This window comes from Oceanobacillus sp. FSL W8-0428 (assembly GCF_038004405.1).
Classification (GTDB): Bacteria; Bacillota; Bacilli; order Bacillales; family Amphibacillaceae; genus Oceanobacillus; species Oceanobacillus sojae.
In genome coordinates this window covers 1,624,343-1,649,630 of record NZ_JBBORB010000001.1, presented here as the reverse complement: position 1 = coordinate 1,649,630, position 25,288 = coordinate 1,624,343, and the positions used below count along the sequence as shown (strand labels likewise).

Annotated in this window: 23 protein-coding genes and 1 pseudogene; 2 read left to right on the top strand and 22 right to left on the bottom strand. The window is 38.3% G+C overall.

The window, feature by feature from the left end:
- Window positions 1-26: 26 nt before the first annotated feature.
- The 4 genes from MKY30_RS07500 to MKY30_RS07485 form a co-directional block, all read right to left on the bottom strand.
- Complete coding sequence (locus tag MKY30_RS07500; RefSeq protein ID WP_339284099.1) at window positions 27-698, bottom strand: hypothetical protein; 672 nt, start codon at window positions 696-698, stop codon at window positions 27-29.
- A gap of 140 nt (window positions 699-838) precedes the next feature.
- Entirely contained in the window at window positions 839-2,245 is a 1,407-nt protein-coding gene (gene gndA, locus MKY30_RS07495; protein WP_341083310.1) for an NADP-dependent phosphogluconate dehydrogenase, read from the bottom strand.
- A 234-nt stretch (window positions 2,246-2,479) separates the two neighbouring features.
- Window positions 2,480-2,887, bottom strand: coding sequence for a CotD family spore coat protein (locus tag MKY30_RS07490; RefSeq protein WP_371863307.1), 408 nt, complete (start codon window positions 2,885-2,887; stop codon window positions 2,480-2,482).
- 251 nt (window positions 2,888-3,138) lie between these two features.
- Window positions 3,139-4,386: a cytochrome P450 gene (locus tag MKY30_RS07485; RefSeq protein ID WP_341083309.1), complete on the bottom strand. Its 1,248-nt coding sequence runs from the start codon at window positions 4,384-4,386 to the stop codon at window positions 3,139-3,141.
- 229 nt (window positions 4,387-4,615) lie between these two features.
- On the opposite strand from MKY30_RS07485, the gene MKY30_RS07480 reads away from it, so the two are divergent.
- Window positions 4,616-4,885, top strand: coding sequence for a hypothetical protein (locus MKY30_RS07480; RefSeq protein ID WP_147211456.1), 270 nt, complete (start codon window positions 4,616-4,618; stop codon window positions 4,883-4,885).
- 78 nt (window positions 4,886-4,963) lie between these two features.
- On the opposite strand, the gene lhgO is transcribed toward MKY30_RS07480, so the two are convergent.
- From lhgO to MKY30_RS07410, 15 genes and pseudogenes are all read right to left on the bottom strand, one after another.
- Window positions 4,964-6,169 carry an L-2-hydroxyglutarate oxidase gene (lhgO, locus tag MKY30_RS07475; RefSeq protein WP_147211457.1) on the bottom strand — a complete coding sequence of 402 codons (1,206 nt, stop codon included), beginning with the start codon at window positions 6,167-6,169 and terminating at the stop codon, window positions 4,964-4,966.
- A 28-nt stretch (window positions 6,170-6,197) separates the two neighbouring features.
- Window positions 6,198-7,469 carry a (Fe-S)-binding protein gene (locus tag MKY30_RS07470; protein ID WP_341083307.1) on the bottom strand — a complete coding sequence of 424 codons (1,272 nt, stop codon included), beginning with the start codon at window positions 7,467-7,469 and terminating at the stop codon, window positions 6,198-6,200.
- Window positions 7,462-8,868 carry an FAD-binding oxidoreductase gene (locus MKY30_RS07465; protein WP_147211459.1) on the bottom strand — a complete coding sequence of 469 codons (1,407 nt, stop codon included), beginning with the start codon at window positions 8,866-8,868 and terminating at the stop codon, window positions 7,462-7,464. Before MKY30_RS07465 ends, MKY30_RS07470 begins: the two co-directional genes overlap by 8 nt.
- A 12-nt stretch (window positions 8,869-8,880) precedes the next feature.
- A complete protein-coding gene (locus MKY30_RS07460; protein ID WP_147211460.1) occupies window positions 8,881-9,582 on the bottom strand; it encodes a FadR/GntR family transcriptional regulator in 702 nt (233 codons plus the stop codon).
- Window positions 9,583-9,586: 4 nt separating this feature from the next.
- Window positions 9,587-11,527, bottom strand: a complete 1,941-nt coding sequence (locus MKY30_RS07455; RefSeq protein ID WP_341083305.1) for a TRAP transporter permease — start codon at window positions 11,525-11,527, stop codon at window positions 9,587-9,589.
- Window positions 11,527-12,537 (bottom strand): TAXI family TRAP transporter solute-binding subunit, encoded by a 1,011-nt coding sequence (locus MKY30_RS07450; RefSeq protein WP_147211462.1) that lies wholly within the window; start codon window positions 12,535-12,537, stop codon window positions 11,527-11,529. The genes MKY30_RS07455 and MKY30_RS07450 overlap by 1 nt, the downstream gene beginning before the upstream one ends.
- Before the next feature lie 356 nt (window positions 12,538-12,893).
- Window positions 12,894-13,700: a hypothetical protein gene (locus tag MKY30_RS07445; protein WP_341083304.1), complete on the bottom strand. Its 807-nt coding sequence runs from the start codon at window positions 13,698-13,700 to the stop codon at window positions 12,894-12,896.
- Between the two features lie 384 nt (window positions 13,701-14,084).
- Window positions 14,085-14,735, bottom strand: coding sequence for an L-fuculose-phosphate aldolase (locus MKY30_RS07440; protein WP_147211464.1), 651 nt, complete (start codon window positions 14,733-14,735; stop codon window positions 14,085-14,087).
- A gap of 27 nt (window positions 14,736-14,762) precedes the next feature.
- The gene (locus MKY30_RS07435; RefSeq protein ID WP_341083302.1) at window positions 14,763-16,814 is read right to left on the bottom strand and encodes a BglG family transcription antiterminator; all 2,052 of its coding nucleotides are present in this window, start codon (window positions 16,812-16,814) and stop codon (window positions 14,763-14,765) included.
- A 59-nt stretch (window positions 16,815-16,873) separates the two neighbouring features.
- Complete coding sequence (locus tag MKY30_RS07430) at window positions 16,874-17,926, bottom strand: 2-hydroxyacid dehydrogenase (RefSeq protein WP_339284087.1); 1,053 nt, start codon at window positions 17,924-17,926, stop codon at window positions 16,874-16,876.
- A gap of 11 nt (window positions 17,927-17,937) precedes the next feature.
- A complete protein-coding gene (locus MKY30_RS24110) occupies window positions 17,938-18,567 on the bottom strand; it encodes a PTS transporter subunit IIC (protein ID WP_445667713.1) in 630 nt (209 codons plus the stop codon).
- 110 nt (window positions 18,568-18,677) lie between these two features.
- Window positions 18,678-19,331 (bottom strand): annotated as a pseudogene (locus MKY30_RS24105) (PTS transporter subunit IIC); the annotation flags it as partial.
- 63 nt (window positions 19,332-19,394) lie between these two features.
- Window positions 19,395-19,694: a PTS sugar transporter subunit IIB gene (locus MKY30_RS07420; protein ID WP_147211468.1), complete on the bottom strand. Its 300-nt coding sequence runs from the start codon at window positions 19,692-19,694 to the stop codon at window positions 19,395-19,397.
- A gap of 84 nt (window positions 19,695-19,778) precedes the next feature.
- Complete coding sequence (locus MKY30_RS07415; RefSeq protein WP_186813685.1) at window positions 19,779-20,270, bottom strand: PTS sugar transporter subunit IIA; 492 nt, start codon at window positions 20,268-20,270, stop codon at window positions 19,779-19,781.
- A 430-nt stretch (window positions 20,271-20,700) separates the two neighbouring features.
- A complete protein-coding gene (locus MKY30_RS07410) occupies window positions 20,701-21,399 on the bottom strand; it encodes an L-2-amino-thiazoline-4-carboxylic acid hydrolase (protein WP_147211470.1) in 699 nt (232 codons plus the stop codon).
- Window positions 21,400-21,528: 129 nt separating this feature from the next.
- Here MKY30_RS07410 and MKY30_RS07405 point away from each other — a divergent pair, with 129 nt between their 5' ends.
- Entirely contained in the window at window positions 21,529-22,404 is an 876-nt protein-coding gene (locus MKY30_RS07405; protein WP_341083299.1) for a LysR family transcriptional regulator, read from the top strand.
- Window positions 22,405-22,590: 186 nt separating this feature from the next.
- Here the strand turns inward: MKY30_RS07405 and MKY30_RS07400 are convergent, their stop codons facing one another.
- From MKY30_RS07400 to MKY30_RS07390, 3 genes are read right to left on the bottom strand one after another with little or no spacing between them, the layout of a single operon-like run.
- Complete coding sequence (locus tag MKY30_RS07400) at window positions 22,591-23,583, bottom strand: aliphatic sulfonate ABC transporter substrate-binding protein (protein ID WP_339284084.1); 993 nt, start codon at window positions 23,581-23,583, stop codon at window positions 22,591-22,593.
- A gap of 3 nt (window positions 23,584-23,586) precedes the next feature.
- The gene (locus MKY30_RS07395; protein WP_339284082.1) at window positions 23,587-24,282 is read right to left on the bottom strand and encodes an ABC transporter ATP-binding protein; all 696 of its coding nucleotides are present in this window, start codon (window positions 24,280-24,282) and stop codon (window positions 23,587-23,589) included.
- Window positions 24,283-24,309: 27 nt separating this feature from the next.
- Window positions 24,310-25,086 carry an ABC transporter permease subunit gene (locus tag MKY30_RS07390; protein WP_339284080.1) on the bottom strand — a complete coding sequence of 259 codons (777 nt, stop codon included), beginning with the start codon at window positions 25,084-25,086 and terminating at the stop codon, window positions 24,310-24,312.
- Window positions 25,087-25,288 lie beyond the last annotated feature (202 nt).

Below are 25,288 nucleotides of genomic sequence, written 5' to 3'. Positions count from 1 at the left end.
TTTTATTCCTTTTAATTAAATAATGCCTATTCGTTCTTCTCTAATACTAAATGATTCACAATAAACGGTACCAGTGTATTCATCGGGTTAATAATTGTCTTCGATGTTTTTTCTTCAACTTGCTTAGCTGCATCAACCATGGATAATTGAGCAATGGAAATAATTTTATTTTCTTCCTTCACAGCCTGGTCTAAATATTTGTAAATTTTTTGATTGTATTTTCCCTTTAGCCCCCGCATGATCAAGTCAAACGAATTGCCGATAACCGCAACTTCTAAATCTAAAGATTTTTGATGGTAATCAGCATACTGTTTAAGCCGATCTATTGTTCCTTGAATTGTTGCCGGATTTGTAAAAAGAATTTTCTGGGGCTGCTCTATATTAGAGATAAAAGCAAAGAAAGGCTCGTCGATTTTAATAATTGGAACAGAGATAGAAAGCTGATCTTCCTTTAAAACAGCAATATAGTTTGTACAGGTGATAAGGATAGCATCAACATCACATTGAGCAATCCACTCTATTTGTTCATTCACTCTATTTTGAGCATCTGCTTCTTGAAATTTTTCATCTGAAGTAACTCGATGCATTAATCCTGGATCAGTAAAATGAATCAATTCAATATCATACGCGGAAAATGCCTCATCTATATATCCTATATTTGAATAATGAGCATGTAAGCAGCCTAATCTTTTTCTCAAATTTACCCCATCCCCAACAGATACTTTAAATATAGCTTACAAACTTCTTTCTCACTTATAAAAAAATCCCAGAATCAAAGCTATTTGATTCCAGGACATTCTTTCATTATCAAACACAAGAAACTTTTTTTACATGGCCATTAAAACCATTGAGAGTGGAAGACACCATCTTTATCTTTACGTTCATACGTATGCGCACCAAAGTAATCACGCTGTGCCTGGATTAAGTTAGCAGGCAGATTCTCTGAACGATAGCTGTCATAATAAGCAATTGCACTTGCAAATGTCGGTACTGCCACCCCATGCTGAACTGCTAAAGAAACAACCTTACGAAGAGAAGCTTGGTATCCTTCTACAATTTCTTTGAAATAAGGATCAAGCATAAGGTTTGGTAAATCCTCCTCACGATCATAGGCATCTTTGATTTTTTGCAGGAAGTTTGCACGGATAATACATCCGCCGCGCCAAATCATTGCGATATCACCATATTTCAAGTTCCAGTTATTTGCTTCAGAAGCCGCACGCATTTGTGCAAAGCCTTGTGCGTAAGAAACAATTTTACTCATGTAAAGTGCCTGCCGGATTGCTTCGATAAGCTCTTCCTTGCTCTCTGATACTTCTGCTTTAGCAGGGCCGGAGAGTAATTTGCTTGCATTTACACGTTCTTCTTTTAAGGAAGAAATAAAACGGGCAAACACGGACTCTGTAATTAATGGAAGTGGTACACCTAAGTCCAGTGCGTTTTTGCTTGTCCATTTTCCAGTACCTTTTTGTCCTGCTTTATCAAGAATCACTTCAACCAACGGCTTCCCGGTTTCATCATCGACTTTCGTGAAAATATCTGCAGTAATTTCAATCAGGAAGCTGTCCAGCTCTCCTTTATTCCATTCTTTAAATACTTCATGCAGCTCTTTTGCATCTAAACCGGCAACATTCTTCATTAGATCATATGCCTCAGCGATCAACTGCATATCTCCATATTCAATACCATTATGAACCATTTTCACAAAATGGCCTGCACCATTTGGTCCAATGTAAGTAACACATGGCTCACCATCTACTTTGGCAGAAATAGCTTCAAAGATTGGTGCAACCAGATCATAAGCTTCTTTTTGTCCGCCAGGCATCATAGAAGGCCCCTTGAGAGCTCCTTCTTCCCCGCCGGATACACCAGTTCCAATGAAATGAATACCCGTTTTATCTAATTCTTCGTTACGGCGCATTGTATCTTCATAGAGGGTGTTTCCACCATCAATTAAGACATCGCCATCCTCTAAATATGGCTGCAGGGATGCGATAGTTGCATCTGTTGCAGGGCCAGCTTTCACCATAAGCATAATTCTGCGGGGCTTCTCAAGTGATTGAACGAAATCTTCAATTGTTTTTGCACCATAGAAGTTTTTTCCTTTTGCTTCGTTTTCCATAAAGTGTTCTGTCTTTTCATAGGTGCGGTTAAAAACAGAAACCGCAAAGCCTCGGCTCTCTATATTTAATGCAATATTTTTTCCCATCACGGCTAGACCGATAACACCAATTTCCTGCTTCATATATACTCTTTCCTCTCTGCCTAAAAAATTTAAATTGAATCTTTTCTTATTATAACGGATTTCTTCTGTAGAAACCAACCCTCACGTTTTCTTTTCTTAATAATGAGATAAGTCAGACGAATCAACATGCCAATTCAGACTATACTAGGTTGCTCAAAATTCATAAAAAAATCACCAATCCGCAGCATCACATCAGACTGCGAATTGATGATTTTTTATTCAGATCCTAATCCTTCAGCATCCACAAGGGCCTTGGGGTGGGCAAGGATGATGCGGTTTTCCGCACATAACATGCTGTTCTTTAATATCATTTACAACAGATTCTGTATGAGGAAAATAGTGTTTGTGTGTTGTCATATGTTTGTTAACATTTGTAGTATGACTAGGATGGATATGCTTTACCTCAGTATTAGAAACGTTTGTTTTTACGTATTGCTTTGTTGGAGACACTTGTGTCGGACCTTGTTGCGTAGGTGATACTTGTGGAGCACAAAATTCCGGTTGCATTTGTTGCTGCGGCATTTGCTGCATTGGCATTTGCTGTGACATATTATTGCAATTCCCTTTCATAGAAGCTCCTTGTACCTGTTGGTTCCCCCAGCCTTGATTGAATTGTCCTTGATGATGTTTACTACCTCTCACCGTAAAGGACCTCCTTTCCATTTCTTTAATCTTTCTCTATAGACTATGTACACTCATCATAGTCGGTTTGATATAAAGACCTATTTTTCAGGAATTTCTCCTCTATTCTTATCCATCAAAAAGTCCCTGACAGACGGTAACCCGATTGCCAGGGTATTTTTGATGGGCAGCTTTTTTAAAATACAAACTTACCTTAAAGCATTATTTTTAACAAGGAGCCTTTAAGGTTATTCAAATACTATTTAATCTCATCACTTTTTCAACTGTGCCTCTTTGATAATTACTCCACTTTTCGGAACCGGCGGAATATCATTCATTTCATAGCTTAAATCCTGCTCTGTAAATTCAAAAGAAAGGTTGTTCACGAAAAAATCCAGTGTTGTTTTTAATACATCTATTGTCATCCACTCACCGGCACAACGATGACCGATATTAAATTCTCCTCCACCTTGTGGAATAAAGTTAAACGGCGATTCCTTCCATGCTTGAAATCGTTCTGGTTGAAAGCTATCCGGTCTATCCCAAATATCCGGGTCGTGATTTGTACCGTATAAATCTAATAAGGTTAATGTTCCTTCTTCAAAAGTATATCCATTCCAGTTGAAATCTTCTTTAACTCGCGCAGGAGCAACAGGGAAAAATGGATAGAATCGTCTTACTTCCTGAATAAAATGCTGTATGTCTTCATCTGAAGCCAATTTTTCCACTTCCTCCGGGTAATCATGAACAGCCAGAAGAACAAAATCAATATACACAGCAATTGCTGTAATTGGGCGCAATAAATTTAATAATTCGACTGCAGCGATTTGAACATCAAGTAATTCACCATCTAAATCACGATGCATTGCAAAATGGTATACCGGGCTATCCTTACTGACCTCTGCAGATTTTTTGCGTATTCTCTCTAACAAGCCCGCTATCCGTTCCTCTGCTTTGGCCCTCGAGCTTCTTGCCTGCCAATGATTCCATCCAACTGTCCCGGCTTCTTCAAACATGTCACTTAATTGATCAGCCCATTCCGGCACATCCGCTTCTTGATAAGGTACTCCCGTCCAGCGTAAGGCGGCTTGCGTTAATATATGTTTTGCCGCTTGATAAATTTGTATTTCCGTATTGGAATGTTGTTTTATTTCCCTCTCCCATTCTTCCCGAATAATAGCAGACATCTCTTCCAGACCTGCCTTTGTCATAAGCGACATAAACATAGCTTTTCGATGGTGATGTTCTGCACCGTCTAATCCTTGAACTCCCCCTTCTCCAAATAATGTCTTTTGAATCCGGCCAGGGGTGGCATCTTTCCGGGAGAACCTGGTATTATCATAAAAAAGCTCTGCCTCTTTCTCACCTACCATACAAATGGTTTTTTCACCTAGAAGTCTTGTTTCAAATATACGTGATTCAAATTTATCCGAGCGATTGGTTACAAAACGATACCCTTCATCTAAAAGCTTCAGCGTATGATCCAGACCTTTGTCTTTTGGCATATGTGTCTCCGACATTTTAATTCACCCTCCATAAATAATATCTCTTAATATTATCGTTCCTTTTTTATTTCCAACTTAAACAAAAAAACCGGAGTCTGGTTTAACAAGTTCCAATCCTGTAAAATAACTGCCTTAATTAGAAAGTAAATAAAGCAGAACAAAAGAAATTAGATTAATTACATTCACACTTGGGAAACTATATACAAGGAAGGTTAAAATTTAGTCAGTTACTGGAGTGATAAGAATGGAATTTTTAACAGGATACTTACCAATCATGATTGGTATTGGTGCTATTCTATTTCTAATAAGTATATTTTTAAAAGAGAAGCGAATCGTACCGCCAATGGTTGTCAGCTCACTCAGTTTGATTTGTATATTCCTCAGTTATTTCTTTGAGGGAAGAGAGGAATCTCTTATAGGTGATATAAGTCTGGCTGCTTTTATCAGCTCCACAGCTGTTCTTATACTGATGGTGATTATTTCCTGGACTCGTACACATCCAAAAAATAAATAATTATTTAAACCTAAAAAAGGCTGCCTCCTCTTGTACACGAGAAGGCAGCCCTTAAATAATTGTTCAAGAAAATTGATTTCATATTACTGATTCCATTTTTTGATTAAATCGTTTAGCTATTTCTTTTCCAATTTCAATTGAGCATGTAGCAGCAGGAGATGGAGCATTCAATACATGCAGACTGTACGCATTTTCTTCAAAATAAAAATCATCCAGCATAGTCCCGTCAGGCTTCATTGCTTGTGCGCGGACTCCAGCTTCCATCGGCCTGATATCCTCTGCATTTAATGAAGGTATTAATTTTTGCGCTTCCTTTACAAATGCTTTTTTACTAAATGAACGATAGTATTCACCGACAGCTTCCCTGATATTTTTTAAGCCCATTCGATAAAGACCGGGGAAGGTGAGGATTTGCGATGTTTCTTTTAAATTAAAACCGATTTTTTGATACGCTTCTTTTTTAAACCCAAGCACTGCATTAGGTCCGACGTCTACCCCGCCGCTAATCATATTTGTAAAATGCACGCCTAAAAATGGTAAATCAGGATTGGGTACCGGATAAATAAGTGTCTCTACATAATGTTCAATACGTTCATCTAATTCAAAATACTCGCCTCGAAATGGAATAATTTGAACATCTGTCTTGATATTAGCCATACGTGCCAGTTTATCACTATATAACCCGGCACAATTAATCAAATAATCTGCTTCATACTTCTCCTGGCTGGTTACTACAGTTATTATCTCTTTCTCAATTTGTATATCTTTTACTTCATTATGTAAACGCAGTTCCCCGCCATTCTCTACGAAAAGCTCTCCATACTTCTCAGTAACCTTTTTAAAATCAACGATTCCTGTATTTTTAACATGTATTCCGCCGACTGTATTTACAAATGGTTCTATTTCTTTAACCTCATCACTGTTTAAGAGCTCTACATCTAAACCATTTTCTATTCCTCTTTCATATAACTTATTCATATTTGCGATCTGAGACTCGTCGGTAGCCACAATCACCTTGCCGCATTGATTGTACTTTATATCATGTGTATCGCAGAATTCTACCATCGACTTGGAGCCATTCCGGGCAAATCTTGCTTTATAGGACCCCGGTTTGTAATAGATTCCTGAATGAATCACACCGCTATTATGTCCCGTCTGATGCTTCGCCACCTCTGTTTCTTTATCTACAACAACAATTTTTTTATCCTGATGGATTTTTGATAGCTGATAAGCAGTGCTTAAGCCAATAATTCCTGCTCCAACAATTAGGACATCTACCTTCATTTTACCCCCTCCTGTCTTTTGCCAATTTTTAAATACCACAAGCCTCCGCAACCACTTCCACAATATGCTTTACGGAAATTTCATCAGATAAGCCCTCTCGTTCTACACCTAACTGCATTTGAATATGACAGCCGGGATTGGAAGTAATAATTAATTCGGGCCTTGCCACTTTGACATTTTTCATCTTCATATCTAAAATTTGCATGGATTCCTCGAAGTGCAGGATATTATAAATTCCTGCTGATCCGCAACAGAGCGCTTTATCCTTTAGCTCTATATAGTTTAAGCCAGGAATGCTTTTAATTATTTTTAACGGATCCTCAAACACCTGCTGAACATTTTCCAAATGACATGACGGCTGAAATATGGCATTCTTAGAAACTTCATATTGAAAATTCAAATCCACTATTGCCATCATCTCGGAAATGTCTCTAATCTTTGCCGTAAAATTTACCGCCCGTCGGTGCCACTCTGTACCTTCCTTGAATAGCTTAGGATATTCTTTTAACGTCGCTCCGCATCCACCAATCGTATTTACAATATAATCAAAGTCATATGCTTCATACGCTTCAATATTTTTCTTCGCCAGCTCTACTGTCTGATTATGCTCGCCTGCATGATGCTGCAGGGCACCACAGCATGCTTGCGATGGAATGTTCGTCACTTCCATTCCGTGTCTGCTCAATATTTTGACAGCCAAATCATTAATACGATTGAAAAATACATCCATAATACAGCCTTGAAAGAAACCGACCTGAATTGCCGATTTTCTAAATGGATTGGGCGGATTCTTCAAACGTCTGCTCAACCGTACATCTGGCATTGCTTTATTTAGATCACGATATTTCTCCATTGGCTTCAGAAGATTACGACGATTAATCAGACGTTTCACTCCTGAAATTTGATAGGCATATAATCCTTTGTTTACCAGTCTCAGAATCTGTTTGTTCTTAAGAACCACTTTAAATGCAGCCCTTCTTACACCCTTTTCAAAGATCCCCATTTTTTTATTATCTTTCAATACCTCGACTGCTGACATCAGGATGTCTCCATAGCGGACATTCGTTGGGCAGACTGTCTCACAGGCCCGGCAGCCCAGACATAAATCGATACCTTCCCGCATATCCTCTATACCAATCTTCCCCTCGGCAGCCATCTTCACCAAATTGATACGGCCTCTTGGAGAATGCTTTTCCTTTTTGAAAGCCAGATAAGTAGGACATGCAGGCAGGCAATAGCCGCATTGCACACAGTCAAAAGTCGCCTGATAATCTAACTTTTCAATCAATGTTTCAGTCATTTTTTAACACTAACCTTTTCTCTCCCGCTTCCGGGAATATTTTTCCTGGATTCAAGATATTCTTCGGATCAAGCGCTTGTTTAATTGCCTTTTGAAACAGCATACCTGCTTCTCCAACTTCTACAGGGAAGAAAGGTTTTTTCATCGTCCCGATTCCATGCTCACCCGATAACGTTCCGCCTAATTCAATCGCATAACGAAAAATTTCTTCTACTGCATCTTCCACCTTGGAAACTTCTTCTGCATCCCGCATATTGGTATTAATTGTTGGATGAAGGTTGCCGTCTCCCGCATGTCCAAATACAACAATATTCAGATTATACTTTTTCTTCACTTCATCAATTTTCCGAAACATGTCCGGAATCTTGCTAAGGGGAACAGTGGCATCCTCTGATATTTTGGTATAACCGCTTTGGACAATTGCAGGTGAAACTAGTTTCCTCACTTGCCATAGCCTTGCTTCTTCCTCTTTGGTTTTCGCAATCTGCACATTATCTACTTCAATTTCTAAGAGTGCACGCTGAATAACATTTAATTCCTTTGTCAGCGCATCTGGATCTCCGTCCACTTCCACAAGCAGGATTGCTGCAGCTGTTCTAGGTAAATGAAGCCTGGCGTAGTCTTCCACTTTATTTATCGCATTCTGATCAAGGATTTCCATTTTAGATGGTCTTACACCAGATGTTAATATCTTGGAAATAGATTTCCCTGCTGTATATAAGTCATCAAATATAACCATTGCTGTTTTCGTATCCATAGGCTTCGGAATCAGTCTTAATGTTGCTTCTGTAATAATGCCAAGCGTCCCCTCTGAGCCTATTAACAGCTTCGTTAAGTCATAGCCAGTTACATTTTTTACAGTGTTCCCCCCTGTGCGAATGATCTCTCCCTCAGCAGTAACAACTTCCAGACCTAATACAAAGTCCTTTGTCACACCATACTTTACACCGCGGGGGCCACCTGCATTTTCTGCTAAATTCCCTCCAATTGTACAAATAGAAGAAGAGGAAGGATCGGGAGGGTACATTAAATTATGCTCCTCCGCTAGTTGATGAATATCTCCTGTTTTCACACCAGGACTTGCTTTAATTAATAAATCATCCGGGAATATTTCCAGATATTGATTCCATTGTGAAAAATCCATCACAATCCCGGCATGTACAGGCAACGGCCCTCCAGAAAGACTTGTACTCGCTCCTCTAGGATAAATAGGGATTTCATAAGTATTAGCCAATTGGATGATTTCCCGCACTTCTTCCGCCGACATCACCTGAACAACATAGTCAGGCATATATTGGCCAAAGGATGCATCATACCCATAGGACACACGCTCATCAATATCTGTCAGCAGCCGGTCTCCTACGATTTCCGATAATTTTTCTATTATTTTTTCTTTCATCACTAAACCCACCTATATTCTGTCGTCACCTAATTTCCTGCGCATGTTTTGCAGATGTAATCTCATTGCTTCTTTTGCTTCGGCTGCATTTTGAGATTTTATTGCCAGATAGATACGCTCATGCTCACTATAAACTTCTTCTCTTTTTCTGGGTTTACCTACATTAAGCTTCAGTGAATACTCCAAAGCATTTCTGTGCACACGCTCTAAGTTTTGAAAGGTTTGGATAATATAATTATTTTCTGTCGATTGAATAATTGCTTTATGAAAATTATAATCGGCCTTTAACCCAATCGAATATTCATTACTTGTAATTTCTTCAAAATCCTTCAGCGCCAGCTCAATTTCCAGAAGTGCTTTTGGCGTCCGTCTCGCTGCACTGAATCCCGTTGCTTCTACTTCCAGCAGTGCTCTCATTTCCAAAAGATCAAATAACTCTTTTTTTGTAAATTCGCCATACGTATACGCCTTAAATTCATCTGCTGCATCCAGACGCTTGACATAGCTCCCTTTTCCCTGCATAGACTCTACATATCCTACAGAGACCAGCTTACTGATTGCTTCACGAATTGGGACTCTGCTGACATCAAAATATTTTGCCAGTTCATTCTCAGAAGGCAGCTTTTGTCCTTCTGAGTATTCGCCGGTTTTGATCATATTTTCTAACTGGGAAAAAATAATATCAGATAACTTTTCTTTTTTAAACGGTTTCATTCCATCATCCTGCCTCCAAGAGCCGCCTGCTTCTTATAAAATGGAAAGTAAGAACTAATGCAAATAATGCTAATCCAATAATGTCTAATAATTGATTCGTTGAAATCAATAAGAAGGCTACTCCAATTAATAAGATTCTTTCTACTATATTTAATTTTACTCGAATATAGTTGCCGAATCCAACCGCGAGTGCATAGACACCAATAACAGCAGATATAAATGCCTGTGCTAATACAAAGTAATTAATTGGGCCGTCATCCGTCTGTAACAGCAGGATTGGATCATACGCAATAATAATTGGAATAATAAAACCAGGTAATGCCAAACGTAAGGCTGTCCAGGCTGTTTGCATCGGATTCGCTTTCGCAATTCCAGCCCCGGTATATGCAGCCAAAGCTACAGGAGGAGTCACATTAGACATTGCACCATAATAAAACACAAAAAAGTGAGCTGCTAACGGATTGACTCCTACCTGAACAAGTGCTGGAGCAGCTGTTACTGCTACCACAATGTATAAAGCCGTCGATGGTAATCCCAAGCTGAGTACAATACAAGTAATCATAACCAGCATTAATATAATAAACAGATTTCCTCCTGCAAGGTCTGCTACATTATAAGCAAGCATGGAACCTACACCACTCATGGATACAACGGCGATAATAATACCTACAGAAGCACAAGCGATAGCAACTTGGACCGAGTTTTTAGCTCCGTCGACAAGTGCTTCAAAAAACCTAGAGATAGTAATTCTGTTCGTTTTATCCTTGGTTAAATAAGAAGTAACAATTGTAGCAATAATTCCGGCAAACCCGGCAAAAATTGCTGTTCTTCCTAATAGAAGCACTCCCATGACAACAACAATAGGCAGAAGTAATGCTCCTCTTTCCAATAACACTTTCTTGATATCTGGAATATTGTCTTTGCTGATACCTTTCAACCCAAGCTTCTTCGCCTCTGTGTCAATTGCAAATACTAAGGCAATAAAATATAGCAGGGATGGCAGAATACTGGCTAAAACAATTGCTGTATAAGGAATCCCCAAAAACCCTGCCATAATAAATGCAGCAGCTCCCATAATAGGCGGCATCAGCATGCCCCCAGTAGAAGCAGCAGCTTCTACTCCACCAGCAAATCTTGGCTTTAGCCCGATACTTTTCATTAACGGGATGGTAAACGCACCCGTTGTTGCCACATTGGCTACAGCACTTCCGTTTAATGATCCTGTCAGCGCACTTGTAATAACAGCAACCTGTGCAGGACCGCCCCGACGCTGCCCGGCAATCGCCAGCGCCAAATCATTAAACAAATTACTTGCACCGCTCACTGTAAGGAATGAACCAAATAAGATAAACAATACTATATAAGTAGAAGCAATGGATAACGTACTGCCAAAAATCCCGTCAGATGTCATGTAAATCCGGTATAGCAGCCTTTCGAATGTAAAGCCTGAATGAGCAAAATCAATAGGGAAATATGCACCATAGACCCCATAAAGCAAAGCTAAGACACTTAAAATCGGAATAAACCAGCCAATAGATCGCCGTGTTATCTCAAACAATATCAAAATACATAAAACTGCAAATAGGTAATCTATTGTATTCGCCTGCGAAAGCCGGTCTACATGGAGATTTGTGTATGTTACGGTAATGTAGCCAATTGAAATAATTGAAAGGAAAATCATAATAACATCAATCGATGATATTTTCCCGGTCTTATTTTTGTTTGATGGATGCAGTAAAAAACCCATGACAAAAATTAAAATTAAAAATATGGTATTTCTATAAAACTCCTGAATGTTTAAATAGCTGGATGTCAGCAAAACAAAGATAGACAATATAATCCCGACAATAGCAATGATTTTGTTACGCAATGATTTACGGTCTATAACCGGCTCTTCTTTTAAGCTTTTTTCTACATCTACCTTTTTTGCCTGCGCGTTCCCCATTAATTCCCCTCCTCCCTTAACTCTTCTGGCTTAAGATGATCTTCAATCTCTACACCCTGTTCTTCAAAATAGCGGTAAGTACCAGGATGAAGCGGAGTATTCAAACCTTCCAATGCTGTCTCCACCTGCATTTCCCGGGCTGAATTATGAATGTTAATCATGTATTCACGATTTTCAAATAGTATTTTTGTTAAGTTATAAACTAATTCTTCATCCATGTCCGAGGTTGTCACTAATACATTAGGCTGGGCAATTGTTTCTATATCTTCTTCCTGCCTTGGATAGGTACCTGCTTCAATTGTATAGCGGTACCAGGTATTGACGATGCCATTAATATCAGCCATTTGTTCATCAGTAACATCTAAAATGGCTGCATTCAATCCACTTGCATACATATCTGTAATTGCAGACACCGGCACACCTGCCGGAAGAGAGCCGCCATTTAGCCTGCCATCTCTCATTGAAGAAATGGTATCGTCATATCCAAGGTATTCTGTTCTAATATCACTTTTATCAAGTCCTATACCCTCCATCATTGTTACTGTAGACTGCTCTGTTCCACTTGCCTGAGGGCCGACAGAGAATGACCTCCCATCGATATCAGAGATATCACCTGACTCTACGAAATTCTCCATTAATACAAAGTGTTCTACATTTGGCCAAATCATCCCTACAGCACGAAGCTCCTCATACTGATTTCCTTCATAAATACCGCTTCCTTCTGCCGCCTGTGTAGAGAGCAACCCCTGGAGTATAGCAAAATCAGCTTCTCCGTTTCGGAGTAAATCAATATTCTCTACAGAACCCGCCGATGCCTGCCCATTAAATTTTATGTTCTCATCCCGGTAATGTTCTGTCCAAAGCTGCCCCATTCCAACACCAATCGGATAATATGTACCTCCAGTAGTTCCTGTTGCTATGTTGTAAATTTCTTTCTTCTCAAAATTACATCCGGATAAAACAAAGGTAAAAATAAGTACTGCAAATAAAAATATCTTACTGCCCTTCATTCAAACACCTCTTTGTATGCGCTTTCAAGTTAACTTGTAATACAATATTACAACATTGAACATTCTGTGACAATACTTTTATGTAAAATTCTGATAAATATTTTAAAATTTGAGATGATAGTCTATTTTTAATAATTTACCCAGTCATTGGCCAATAATGGCTGCTGCCCTGCTTTACGATAATAGAAATCAAGGAATATTTACTACTTATATAGAAAGAAACAACAGCAATGAATAAAGAAAAATTCTTGTGAAAAGGAAGCCTTCTTAGATAAAGACTTTATTCATAGACAAACAAAATACCAGAGCAATCCTGAGACTGCTCTGGTATTTGCACGATAATTTATTAAAATCCTTCAAAAGTCCATACCAACTAAGTAATACGACGCTGCGATAAGCACCAGCTGATACACTGCCAGCGTCCAGAAAATATCATAACGGGATTTTTCCATTAGTGCTAAAAATAAATAAACATGTATAAATCCAAATAATAATAATGAGAACACGTATGTCACGATAAATACATCGATAAGTACTAACCCGAAAAATAATGTTACTAAACAAAAGACAAGAACATATGGAATATTGACAATCGCATACTTCGTCAGTAAATCTTTATGCTCCATCGACCGGTTTCCAAAATGTTTCAGTAAAATGTAAAGTGAGAAATAACCGATAGCAAATGTAATAAGCCAGGATACAAACGTTTTTAGAAAAAATGTGAAATTAATATCGCTAAAATAAGAGAGAGCTCCGTCAAATCCATATTTATAAAATAAATAATGACAAACACTGATAAGTACAGCTAATAGAGCGAAGATAATGACACTTGTTTCTACTTTGATTGCCCGACTGGAGTGAATAAGAGCACCCGGCCTTAATATCGCGCCTAATGCAATACCTTTTGTTTCACTAAAGCTTTCCTGAAAATCAAATTGGGAAGTTTTTTCTTTTTTGGGTTGTTCAGTTACAGTTGCGCTGCTCTGTTCTTCTCCCTGCTGACTCTGGTCTGCATGTATATCATTTGTTTCGGCTTGATTAGGGGCACCCTCATTAAAAACTTCTGCCTGATCAATTTCCTCATTCACCTTTTCTTCATTAGGCGTTGGCTGAGCATTTTCCTCTTCTACCTTTTTGTCCTGCTTCTTATCATCTTTCTCCATCCTATCACCTCATGTTTTTAATTTATACTATTAAATAAATCATGATGAAAAAGCCTTTAATCCTTTATCATGATTGTTATTACAGTATATAAGATTACCTTAGCATAAATTAAAAATTTTCAAACCCAAAAACAGGCGAAAAGGGAAGAAAAGAAGGTATATGACAAAAAACAGGCCGTAAGTTTTATACTTCGAAATAACACATCAAAAGTCCTGTGAACTAAAATAAAAATCAATCTTATTTTACTACATATTTATTCTCTGCTTTTAAATAGCACTCCTCTCTACCATCGCTAAGAAAAAATAACCCCTTTCATTACCTATTATATAAAGCATGAAAGAGATTATTATTTTTCATTTTATCAGCTTATCTTTTTTTATAATTTAAGCTTTCACCTGACCATAAGTCTGAAACTTTTCCAGCATAAATTCCATCTCTTCATCACTTAACAGCACTGGTTCTCCAATCGATTTTGCACGATAATAGGTTTCCGCACAACGCTCAATCTCTTCCGCAATGGAAAAAGCATTAGGCAGATCGATAGCTCCAGTTAATAGACCATGATTTGCTAAAAAACAGGCATATCTGCTTTGCATTGCTTCATAAGCCTTCTCCGCAAGATCCCAGGTTCCAAATGATGCATAATCAGCACATTTAACATTGTTACCACCAGCAATAGCCAGATAATAATTAGAGGCCGGCAAATCCCAGCGCAGGGTTGCTAATGTTGTACTATATGTGGAATGCGTGTGGACAACTGCCCGAATATCTTTTCTTCTTTGATAAAAGATCCGATGCATATCCAATTCACTGGATGGTTTCCGGTCTCCATCAACGGTCTCTCCTGATAATTTTGTCACCACAATGTCTTCAGGCTTTGTTTGAAAATAATCAATTCCGCTTGGACTGATCGCCATTAAATCTTCCTCTGGATGATAAATACTGATATTACCGCCTGTTCCTGTCGTCAATCCACTTTCTATCAACTTCTTTCCATACGCTACAATCTGCTCTCTTTCTTCTTTTAATAGCATACAATAACCTTCCTTTCTTCGTAAAATTTAGTGAGGTAATTTATATAAACAATCGATGATTTCACTTTTCGTTTCGGCTGCAATGATTCTTTCTACATTTGACTGATTTAAAACCAGCTGGTGCAGCTCCGCTATCGCATCCATATGCTGCTCTTTATCAAAGGGAGCAATGAGAATAACAATTTGAATCCAGTGTCCTTCATTCGCAAAATAAATAGGCTCATCCAGCTTCAGTAAACTCATTCCTAGTTTAAAAACATCTCCTTCATTTGCTACATGGGGAATCGCAACATTCTGACTAATAACAAAATAAGATTCTGCATTTTTATAATTCGTTAACACCCGGTCAACATATTTGGGGCTGATTAATTGCTGATCAATTAATGGTTCTGCAGTCTTCCGGATAGCTTCTTCAAATTGAAGCGGCTCTGTTGCAATTTGTATCGTGTTCTCTGTAATCAAATCACACAGCTGTGGATCCGAAGAATAAGAAAACGGCATGTCATTTACCGGATTTGTCTCCACCTCTAAAATATATTTCTGTATATCTTGTTTTAATTTGTCATAATCCCTGATATCTGCGTGCTGCTTAATAATATTCATAAGCGTCGATGTTGTAATCTGCTTATTCGTCATTCCTTCCATTTGATAGAAGACCCGATGGCGAAGGTATTGCTTTTGCTCATCGCTTAAGAATGGTGTGACCTGAAAGCAGGGGATATCCAAAGGCATATAAATTGTTGAAAAAATCAAGTCTACCTTTATGTTTTCTTCTAAAAATGCCCTTTTTGACATATAGCGTTCAAATGTTATCTCGGGAAATAGCTTCTTTAATTCATTGGTAAGTAAATAAGAGATAGAAACACCGTTTTCGCAAAGGACAATTGCTCTTAACCTTTCTCCCTGCTTCTGATTAGAATGAGAAAAAGCACCTACAAACAGCATGGTGATATAAACTAATTCATCTTGACTGTATCTGCATCCCATTACTTCTTCCACAGGTTCAATTGCTTTCTGTATAATGCTGTGAATAAATCCATATTTCTCTTTAACTTGATCTGCAATTGGATTTGTCAAAGGGACACCGTATTTTATCCGGTACATCGCTGGAATAAGATGCTGATAAAGCTTCTGGTATAAGTCCTCTTTCTCCGCCAAAGTAGCTGTCATCATACTCTCAAAACGATGTACCATTTTTTGGATAGCTTGAAAATACAAGCTGTTTTCCTGCAGTTTGCTATTACTTAATAATAGATTCCCACCCAGGATCTGTATCACCATGAAAGAAATATCATACTTATTCAGTGATTCAGTAAGCCCGTTTTCATGCAATATATTACTTACAGATTTATAGGCATTTTCTTTCCACAGCATTTCTAAATCCGGCATATCTCTCATAGATAACGGAGAATCATTTAATACACGCCTTCGCATCAATGTGATGATAATAGGAAGCTTTTCTATCGTTTCATCGGAAAAGCGGACTTTTAATTCTCTTTCTATTCCCTCAAAAAGGGCAGCAAAAAAGGATTTCTTATCGTTAGTCAGATTAATAAATTTGTGAAACCATCCATCATTAAAATCATAATGGTTAATTAACTCCAACATAAACTGACGTATTCTTATTTCTGGCCCTTTAATCACGTATCCTGCTTTTCGTGTATAAATCAGTGATAACCGATAAGGCTTCAGTGTTAATTCAACCTCTTTTAAATCCTTGAGAATGGTATTTTTGCTTACTCCCAATTCAAGCGAAAGAGATATTAATGAAATATCTCTTTCCAGGAGCAGCATCAGTAAAATCATATTTTGTCTGTCTACTTCATAAAAATAGTCGTTTAAGCTCTCACTTTTCTGCTTCATCATTTTTGCATATTCTTCTTGTGATATAGCAGCATACAAATGGTTATTTATTCGTTGTATTTCTTTAAATTGATATTCTTTTAACAATTGGTTTGCTTTTTTTATAGCGTATTCAATTTGGGCAAGACTGAGATGATGTTTAATCGAAAGCTCCTTCATTGAAACCCCTGGTTGATATACAATATCGTTGAGTAGTTTCCTTACTCTTTTATCCATTTTATATGCTCCTTTATCTATCGCACTTCATTTCATTCTTAAGCAGTCTTCCAACAGATTTATTCCTTTAAATTGACCAGCATGTCACTCATTCCTTTTTTCAAGTAATCATTTAATACATCCCTTAATAAATAAGGAGATCTTGGAATTGCATCCACTGTATCTCCAGCAATATGCGAAGTCATCGTTACATTTTCCAGACTTAAGAAATCATCGTTTTCTTCAAGGGGCTCCGTCCAGGCCACGTCCAATGCAGCTCCGGCAATTGCTCCCTCTTTCAACACATTCAGCAAGTCTTCTCTATTAACCAGACCCGCCCTGGCACTATTAATTATATAACTGCTTGGCTTCATTAACTGCAGGTAAGATTTGTTAACAAGATTTTCGGTTTCATCTGTCAGCCTGGCGTGTATGGAGAGGATATCTGATTGACGGAATAAATCCTCTAACCCTACTAATTCCGCCTGCAAATCTTCTCTCTTTAATTTCTCTGCATCAACATAAGGATCGTAAGCTATCACATTTACCCCTAACCCATTTAACCTTTTTAATACCAGCTTCCCTATATATCCCAGCCCTAACAATCCTACTGTATGCTGGCTGAGTGTTTTTTTATAAGGATCATTCGCAAAAGCCTTGACCCACTTCCCTTGTTTTATATAATGATGGGAACGGGCAATATTTCTGGTTTCTGCCAGCATCAGACCGAGAGTGAAATCGGCAACAGGCTCTGCATTGCGAATAACATGGATTACCGGTATTTGCTTGCGGTCGCATGCTTCTAAATGGATATGCTCTAATCCTCCGCGGCAGGTTCCAATAAATTTTAGTTTTTCAGCTGCTTGAATCATTTCCTCAGATATTGGCGCAATATGGACTAAAAGATAATCAGCTGTCGGTATCTCCTCCAGGATGCCTTCAGGTATATCGACAGCTTCTGACCCTCCTGTCTCAATCTGAAGTATCTTTTCCTGAAACTGCTCTTTTTGTAAATTGGAGTACCATTCAAATCGCTTTACTTCGACAGGTTCATCTAAATCTAGTTGATATGCTGCATCTTCCAGTGTCTCACTGCTGACAAGCGCATCACCAACAACAATTATTTTTTTCACTTTGATCACCTCTATGAATTAATTGCCTTCTGCTCCTCAAATTCATCTCCCAATGCTTGACGTTCCATATAGGTTTGAATAGCTTCTTTTTTCAGGCGGACTACAATATATAAAACAACATAAACAGCAATCGATAAAATAATCCAGACTGGATTTTGTGTCAGAAAGAGCAGGAATAATAATCCTGCCAAATGATTCGTCATTACTGCTAAACTGAAAATCATTACTGCTCCGGCAGGTAAAGATACGCCGACACTTGTTGCTACTTCTGTAAATATTGGAGCTACAGCAGTAACAAGATATAGACCAATAGATAAGTAAACAGTACCTGAAATAAATGCTTTTAAAATATTCCCATTAGATAGTGGTACTATTGCCTGCAGCATATACGGTATAGCAATCAAATCGACCATCGGCAAAGCCTGGTTCCCCGGTAAAACTACGGATAGTATAATAATTGTCGGAATTAACAGCATTCCTGTTAATAGGGTTGCAGATTCTCCATACCCCGCAGCGTCATTAATTCCCAAATACCAGACCCGCCCTTTGCCTCCAGCTGATTTTGCCGTTTTCTTAGAAGCATCTGTAATACTGGTAAATGCTGATGCAAAAATACCGGCAATTCGTGGGAAAATTGCCATAATTGCTGCTGTTGCAACCCAACCATAGTGGCTTCTCCCCAGCCTTCCAATGTATTCAGATTAGTAAAGTTACCAACAAGACCTAAAATCAAGCCGATTACCAAGCCCAACGTTGTTGCTTCACCTAGAAATCCTAATTTATTTTGAAGGTTTTCCGGACTCCATCTCACCTTATTAGCTCCAAGCTTGGTTAAAATCCAATCCATTGCCAGCCCCAGCGGAAGAGCTCCTACATCGTGAGAAGCTACGATAGTTGTTCTGGGATACCCATAGTAGGTTGACCATCTTTTTGATAATAGCTCCGCAAAAACTAATGTGTAAAGGTTTGTTACTACCATCAACAGAATAGCCAGCCACAGATTTCCTGTTGCAATAAATAACATTGACCCCCAAAGCATAAAGGAATAGTTATTCCATAAATCGGATGGCATAAAAATGTTCGTATATTTGGTTACAAATAATAATGTCTGCAGAATGATTCCAAGCCCTAAGAAAATCATTCCTACTTCTGTGGAGTATGCAACAACACTGGTTGCCTGCCATCCTGTATCAAGAATGTTTAAATTAATCCCTGTTGTTTCTACCATTCTTTCTACAGTAGGTGTCACAATCGGAGTGTATGCACCAATCAAAAGATTAAAGCCAATTAAACCAATACCCGCATTCAAAGCGGACTGAAAAGCTTTCTTAACAGGAAGTCTCATAAACAAACAGATAATAAAAAGTACTACAGGTACGACAATGGATGCACCAAATGCGTCCATAATATTCGATAACGTATCCAAAACATTTTGCATGTTCATTTCCCCTTTTCAGTTTTATATTTTTTACTCTAATTTTGATACAGCGTCTAAAAGCTCTTCAATAAATCCTTCCTCATCCATTCCTGTTAAAAGGCCGACTGCATTAATAGAAGGAACATTGTAGGTTGACTTCAGCGGACTCGTATGAACGATAATATCCCAGCTGCCATTGGAAAGCTCAGATTCCACACCATTTGGATTGGTTTCTGTTGTTTTCGCGTTATACCCGTTTTCCTTCAAAATATCTGTCACCTTACCTGCAATCATTGAGCTTGTTACTGTTCCTGATCCACATACGGACAATACGTTAATTGATTTCTTCATTTTTCTTCCTCCTTGAGATATGCGTTCTATTTGAACTTCCTCTATAAATTAATTTTTAATGATGAACTTACTTTTCCATCTTATTTAAGCCTTGTAAGCTGCTGTTCTTAAATATTCATTTATTGTTGTATAAATTTCTTCTGTATCATTGGAACGCAGATAGAAATCCATTACCTTCTGATCCTGAAACATCTTCATCAGGTTCTGTAAAATTGACAATTGATCTTTGCTTTCTTTAAAGCCGATAACAAATAATAGCTGTGGCTCTGTTGCTCCCTGCAAATTTCCCATTTCCCGAAAGGAGATAGGCTGTTCTGGCCGAATAACAGCTATAAAGGCTTCATAAACATACTCCGGATCTGTGTGCGGAATTGCTACATCGAAAGTCGGTGTATGTAACCCGGTAGGTGATTCCTGTTCACGATGATAGATAGCCTGATAAAATGTATCTTTTACATAGCCTTTCTTTGTCAGCCATTTGCTTACTTTCTTAAAAAAATCTTCTTGGGAAGTAAACTTTTCATTGAGACGAATCAGTTCTTTTTTAAATAGTGTATTTATTTCATTTTCTTTCACTATCCCAATACCCTCCTTTCCAACATCCAGCATAGAATTGTATGCTGCTGACTTACTATTTCTCAGCAAAAGATTTTGTCTTGCTCAGTCTTCAGCTAAATACAAAATCTGTGTAGCCATATTCACCGGGATGTTATATTAATATCAGTTTATTGTAATCGCTTTCTATAATAAAGAACATTTGATCACAGTTTTTATCGTGAGGTAACATAATCATTTGGATGTATAAAAAGGGAAACACGCAAAAAAGCCCGTCACATCTAAGGCGGACTCTCTATCAGTATCAAGTTTGGCTTCGTAGCAGAAGCAGAGAGATCAGCTTTCTTCCAAAGGTCAATTACAGAAAAATAGTGATTCTCCACCGTTGGAAAATCACTATTTTTCATTTGAGATGAGACTTTATTTCAGCCTCTCTTCATCTATTCCTAACTTACTTCTTCATTTGAAACTGGAAGTGACATTGCCCTTCACGCAGTACATATTGATCATGTACTACTTCAAAATTTTCGTTATAGCCTTTCGCTACAGAAGGATCAATAACCTGGCAATAAAGAATGCCATATTTCCCCATATCATCGTCTGCCCATTGCTGGCCAAATGGGCAATACGTAAAGGTTTGTTCCACTTCATTCTCTTTATACACCGTATCTACTTCAAATAATTCACTGCGGGCCATATCATAGTTTTTCAAATAATTATCAGAGTTATTTTCTAAACCATTTGAACGGGCACGCTGGGCAATACCCTCTCCGCGCTTTCTGCCGTATCGCTCTACAGCACGTCTAATAACATCTTCGCCCTCTTCCTCATATTTATCAACTACCTGTTTGGAGATCTGGGCAAACATTTTTGAAAAACGCGCAAAGGTCGTCAGGTCTGCATATTTTTCTTCGCCCTCAACAACCTGTGGTAAATATTCATAAAAGGCGTGATTTTGCCCTTCTGCTGTAGCTTTTTTCGCCATTGTTTCTGCATCTCTCAGTCCAAATGCTTCCAAACCTTTGTGCACAAGCTTCCGTCCTTCATCTTCACCATATGCTTCTGTTATTGAGAGATGAAGTTCAGTAAACATTTTCGCTGTAATAATATCCATTGACAAAGCTTTCATCATTAGCTTTTCTTCACTCATCCTATCTATCTCCCTTAAATTCTTATTAATTTACTTGGTTTTCATTCTATTATAAAATAAAACAAACTATAAATCTAATGAATATTTTTATTTGTAACTATGAAAAAAATTAATAAAAGGAAGTGTATTATGCCTACATTATCCCAATATCTCGCTTTTCATATGTTAATTGAAACAGGAAGCTTTACCGAAACCGGGTTGAAGCTAAACCTGACCCAATCATCGATTACGCATGCGATGAATAATTTAGAAGCAGAGCTGGATATCCCTTTAATCATCCGGAATAGAAATAACATTATTTTAACAAGCAATGGAAAAATCGTCTACGAACACATCTTGAAAATACTGCAGGAACAGCAGAAGCTTGAAAATACCGTAGCCAATTTAAAAAATCTGATCAGCGGAACAATAACAGTCGGCGTACTTCCGAGCATATCTTTAGTCTTGCTTCCAAAGGTATTATCCTATTTCGAACAGCAGTATCCAGATGTTACTATCCGTCTGATGGAGGGAGATTATGACCAAATTGAAAATTGGCTACAGCACGGTGTAATAGATATTGGATTTATTGCGCAGCCAGCACCTGAAAATTTAGTATTTGATTTTATTTTTGATGATGAGCTTCTATGCATTATGGCAAAAAATCATCCTCTGGCTGATGAAAAGAATCTGACACTTCATCAATTAAAGGATGAACGCTGGATTATGCCGAAACAGAATATTGACCGGGATGTACTGCGCATCTTATCAGAGCATAAAATCAATCCGAATGTAATATATGAATTATCTGTCGATCAAGCTATTTTAACTATGGTAAAGGAAAACCTGGGCATTTCGATTGTTCCAAAGTCTATTCTTCGCCATGCACCGGCAGATCTTGTTCAAAAGAATTTTTCAGAGCACTATGCACGATCAGTCGGGATTGCCTATAAACGAAATACCTCCCCATCTCCGGCAGCGATAAAATTTGTAGAAATATGTAAATCATTTGCATCATATCTGTAAAACGATGCACGCTGCAAATCTAACAGCTGATGTCATTGTCTTTTATCTTAAAACTGCGCTTAAGTCCTGCTCCATCAGTATTTTTGAACAAGCAACTCTATTTGCGCCCGCTTCAAGATAAATAACTATATTCTTCTTCAAGTATTGAAAAAGAGGCCCTGACAGCCTCTTTTTTATTTCTCTAAACTATTCAATATTATCAGGAAAAACAGATTCATCTAAACCATATGCATCTACCGCTTCCTGCACACTGATTTCATTATCAATCAATCCGGCTTCATAAAATGTATCTGCCAGCTGCTGCTGATTCGCAATAACCTCTTCTGTCATCCTTTGCACACCGAAATGACGGCGTTCATTCGCAACCTCCAGCGGTTCAGGCTCTAATCCTAACTCATCTGCCAATATTTCAGCTGCTTCTCTTTTTTCTTCATTTGCCCACTGATCCATATTTTCTAATTCCTCTAAAATGATGGTAAGTGCTTCTGGCTGTTCTTCAGCAAAATTATCTCTTGCTAAATAGAAAGTACGATTTTCGATTAAGTCTGTTCCATCAAGAATCATATGTGTTTCATTTTGATCCTCTACAATCGCATAGAATGGATCCCAGATTCCAAAAACATCAAATTCATCATTTGAAAATGCAATTAAACCTTCTGATGCATCCTTATAAAACTTCATATCTACTTCGTCCCAGCCGATGCCGGCCTGCTTTAAGGATTCTAATAGAAGATAGTGCTGATTCCCGCCATTGGTTACACCGACTACTTTCCCTTTTAAATCTTCTAACGTTTCAATGTCAGAGCCTTCCCGTGCCAATAATGCAACACCTTCTGGGTAAGGTGACTCAGAGGCCACATAATTAACATTATGCCCTCCGGATTGCATGAGAACACTATGTACATCTGAAGAATGACCAAAATCAATATTATTTGTATTTAATGCTTCGATAAGCGGTGCGCCCATCGAAAATTCTCTCCATTCCACATTGTATCCGGCTTCATTTAGTGCTTCATCTAAGGTTCCACGCGCTTTTAACAGATTCATTGTATTCCCTTTTTGATAACCTAACCGAATCGTCTCAACATCTTCAGCCGCATCTGAAGCCGGATCATTGCCACAAGCTGCCGTTACAGCTGCTAAACTAAATATAATAAGTGCAAAGAGTAATTTCTTCATTCTTTATCCCCCTACGATTTTATCCAGTATATTTTTTTCATAGCTTGTAAACTTTTCATCCCGTTCCCGCTGCCTCGGTAAATCTATCTGCTTATCCATTTGAATGCCGCCCTCATCCAGCACAATAACACGATCCGCTAAGTGTACTGCCTCGGATACATCATGTGTCACCAAAATAGAAGTGAATTTTTGTTCCTGCCACAGTCCTTCAATTAAATGCTGCATCTCCATCCGTGTTAACGCATCCAGCGCCCCCAAGGGTTCATCAAATAATAAAACATCGGGTTTACTGGCTAACGCTCTTGCAAGGGCTACACGCTGCTTCTGTCCGCCGGATAATTCATCCGGCCAGGCATCTTTTTTACCGTCTAATCCTACTTTTTCTAATGCTTCTTCTGCTTCCTTCATACCCACGCCGCCAATAGCGACATTCTTTAAAATACTTTTCCAGGGGAGAAGACGGTCGTCCTGAAACATAATACGTATATTTGATTTCTTTGCTTCTTCACCCGTATAAGCTAAAGAACCGCTTGTCACATTTTCTAATCCGGCAATCACTCTTAACAATGTACTTTTCCCGCAGCCGCTTTTTCCTACTATCGCTGTGAAACTTCGTTTGGGTATGGATAAATTAATGTCTCTCAGAACCACGTTATTACCAAAACTTTTCCCTACACTTTGTAACTCAATACCAAACATCTAACCCCTCCAAACTGTCCCTGTCAGTTAATTCTTCCGGTAAGCTGGGTTCCATTTCAGCAAACGCTGTTCACAGAGTTTCGCAATAAAGTCGGACAGCTTTCCTAAAATCGCATAAAGCACAATCGTCAGCACAACAACATCCATCTGCATAAATTCACGGGCTGTTGTCGCCATATATCCTATTCCTCCTTCAGCGCCAATGGTTTCCGCCACAATTAAAGAAATCCATGTTACTCCGAGCGCATAGCGAATCCCGACCAGAATATTGGGCATCGCACCAGGCAAAATGATATTGGTGAACAATTGCCATTTCGACATACCATATACTTTTCCCATCTCAATTAATTTACGATCTACATTTTTGATACCGCTAAACGTATTGATATAGATGGGAAACATAACCCCAGCCGCAACAAGAAATATTTTAGCACTCTCTCCAATTCCAAACCATAAAATTACTAGCGGAATAAGCGCTAAATGCGGAATAGTCCGTATCATTTGAATAGAGGTATCCGTCAATTTTTCAAAAAACAGAATCGTTCCATTAAATAAACCGAGCAGAAAGCCGATTGCACCGCCTATCGCAAAGCCGATTACAGCACGCTTCGTACTAATGTACACATTCTCCTGCAGTTCTCCTGTTTGAAATAAGCGGATTCCTGCTTCAACCACCTCAAATGGCGTCGGCAGCATAGTGGATTTAATTAGATTTAGCTGGCCAAGCACCTGCCATAAAATCACAATAACAATCGGCAATAACCAAGGAAATATCTGGTTATTGTACCATTGATTCTTTTTCACTGATCGTGCCCCCTTATATGTATCTTATTCTTTTCAACAAGCTTCCCCATCCCACATCTATTCTTCGCTGTCTCTGTTTCATTTTGACTCATAAAAAAATGGAAACAGATTTTTCAAATCCAGTTAAAATCCTGAAAAATTAGAGTACATCCTTTCTATATATGTATAATTTAGAAACTATAAAATCTGTTTATATAATGAA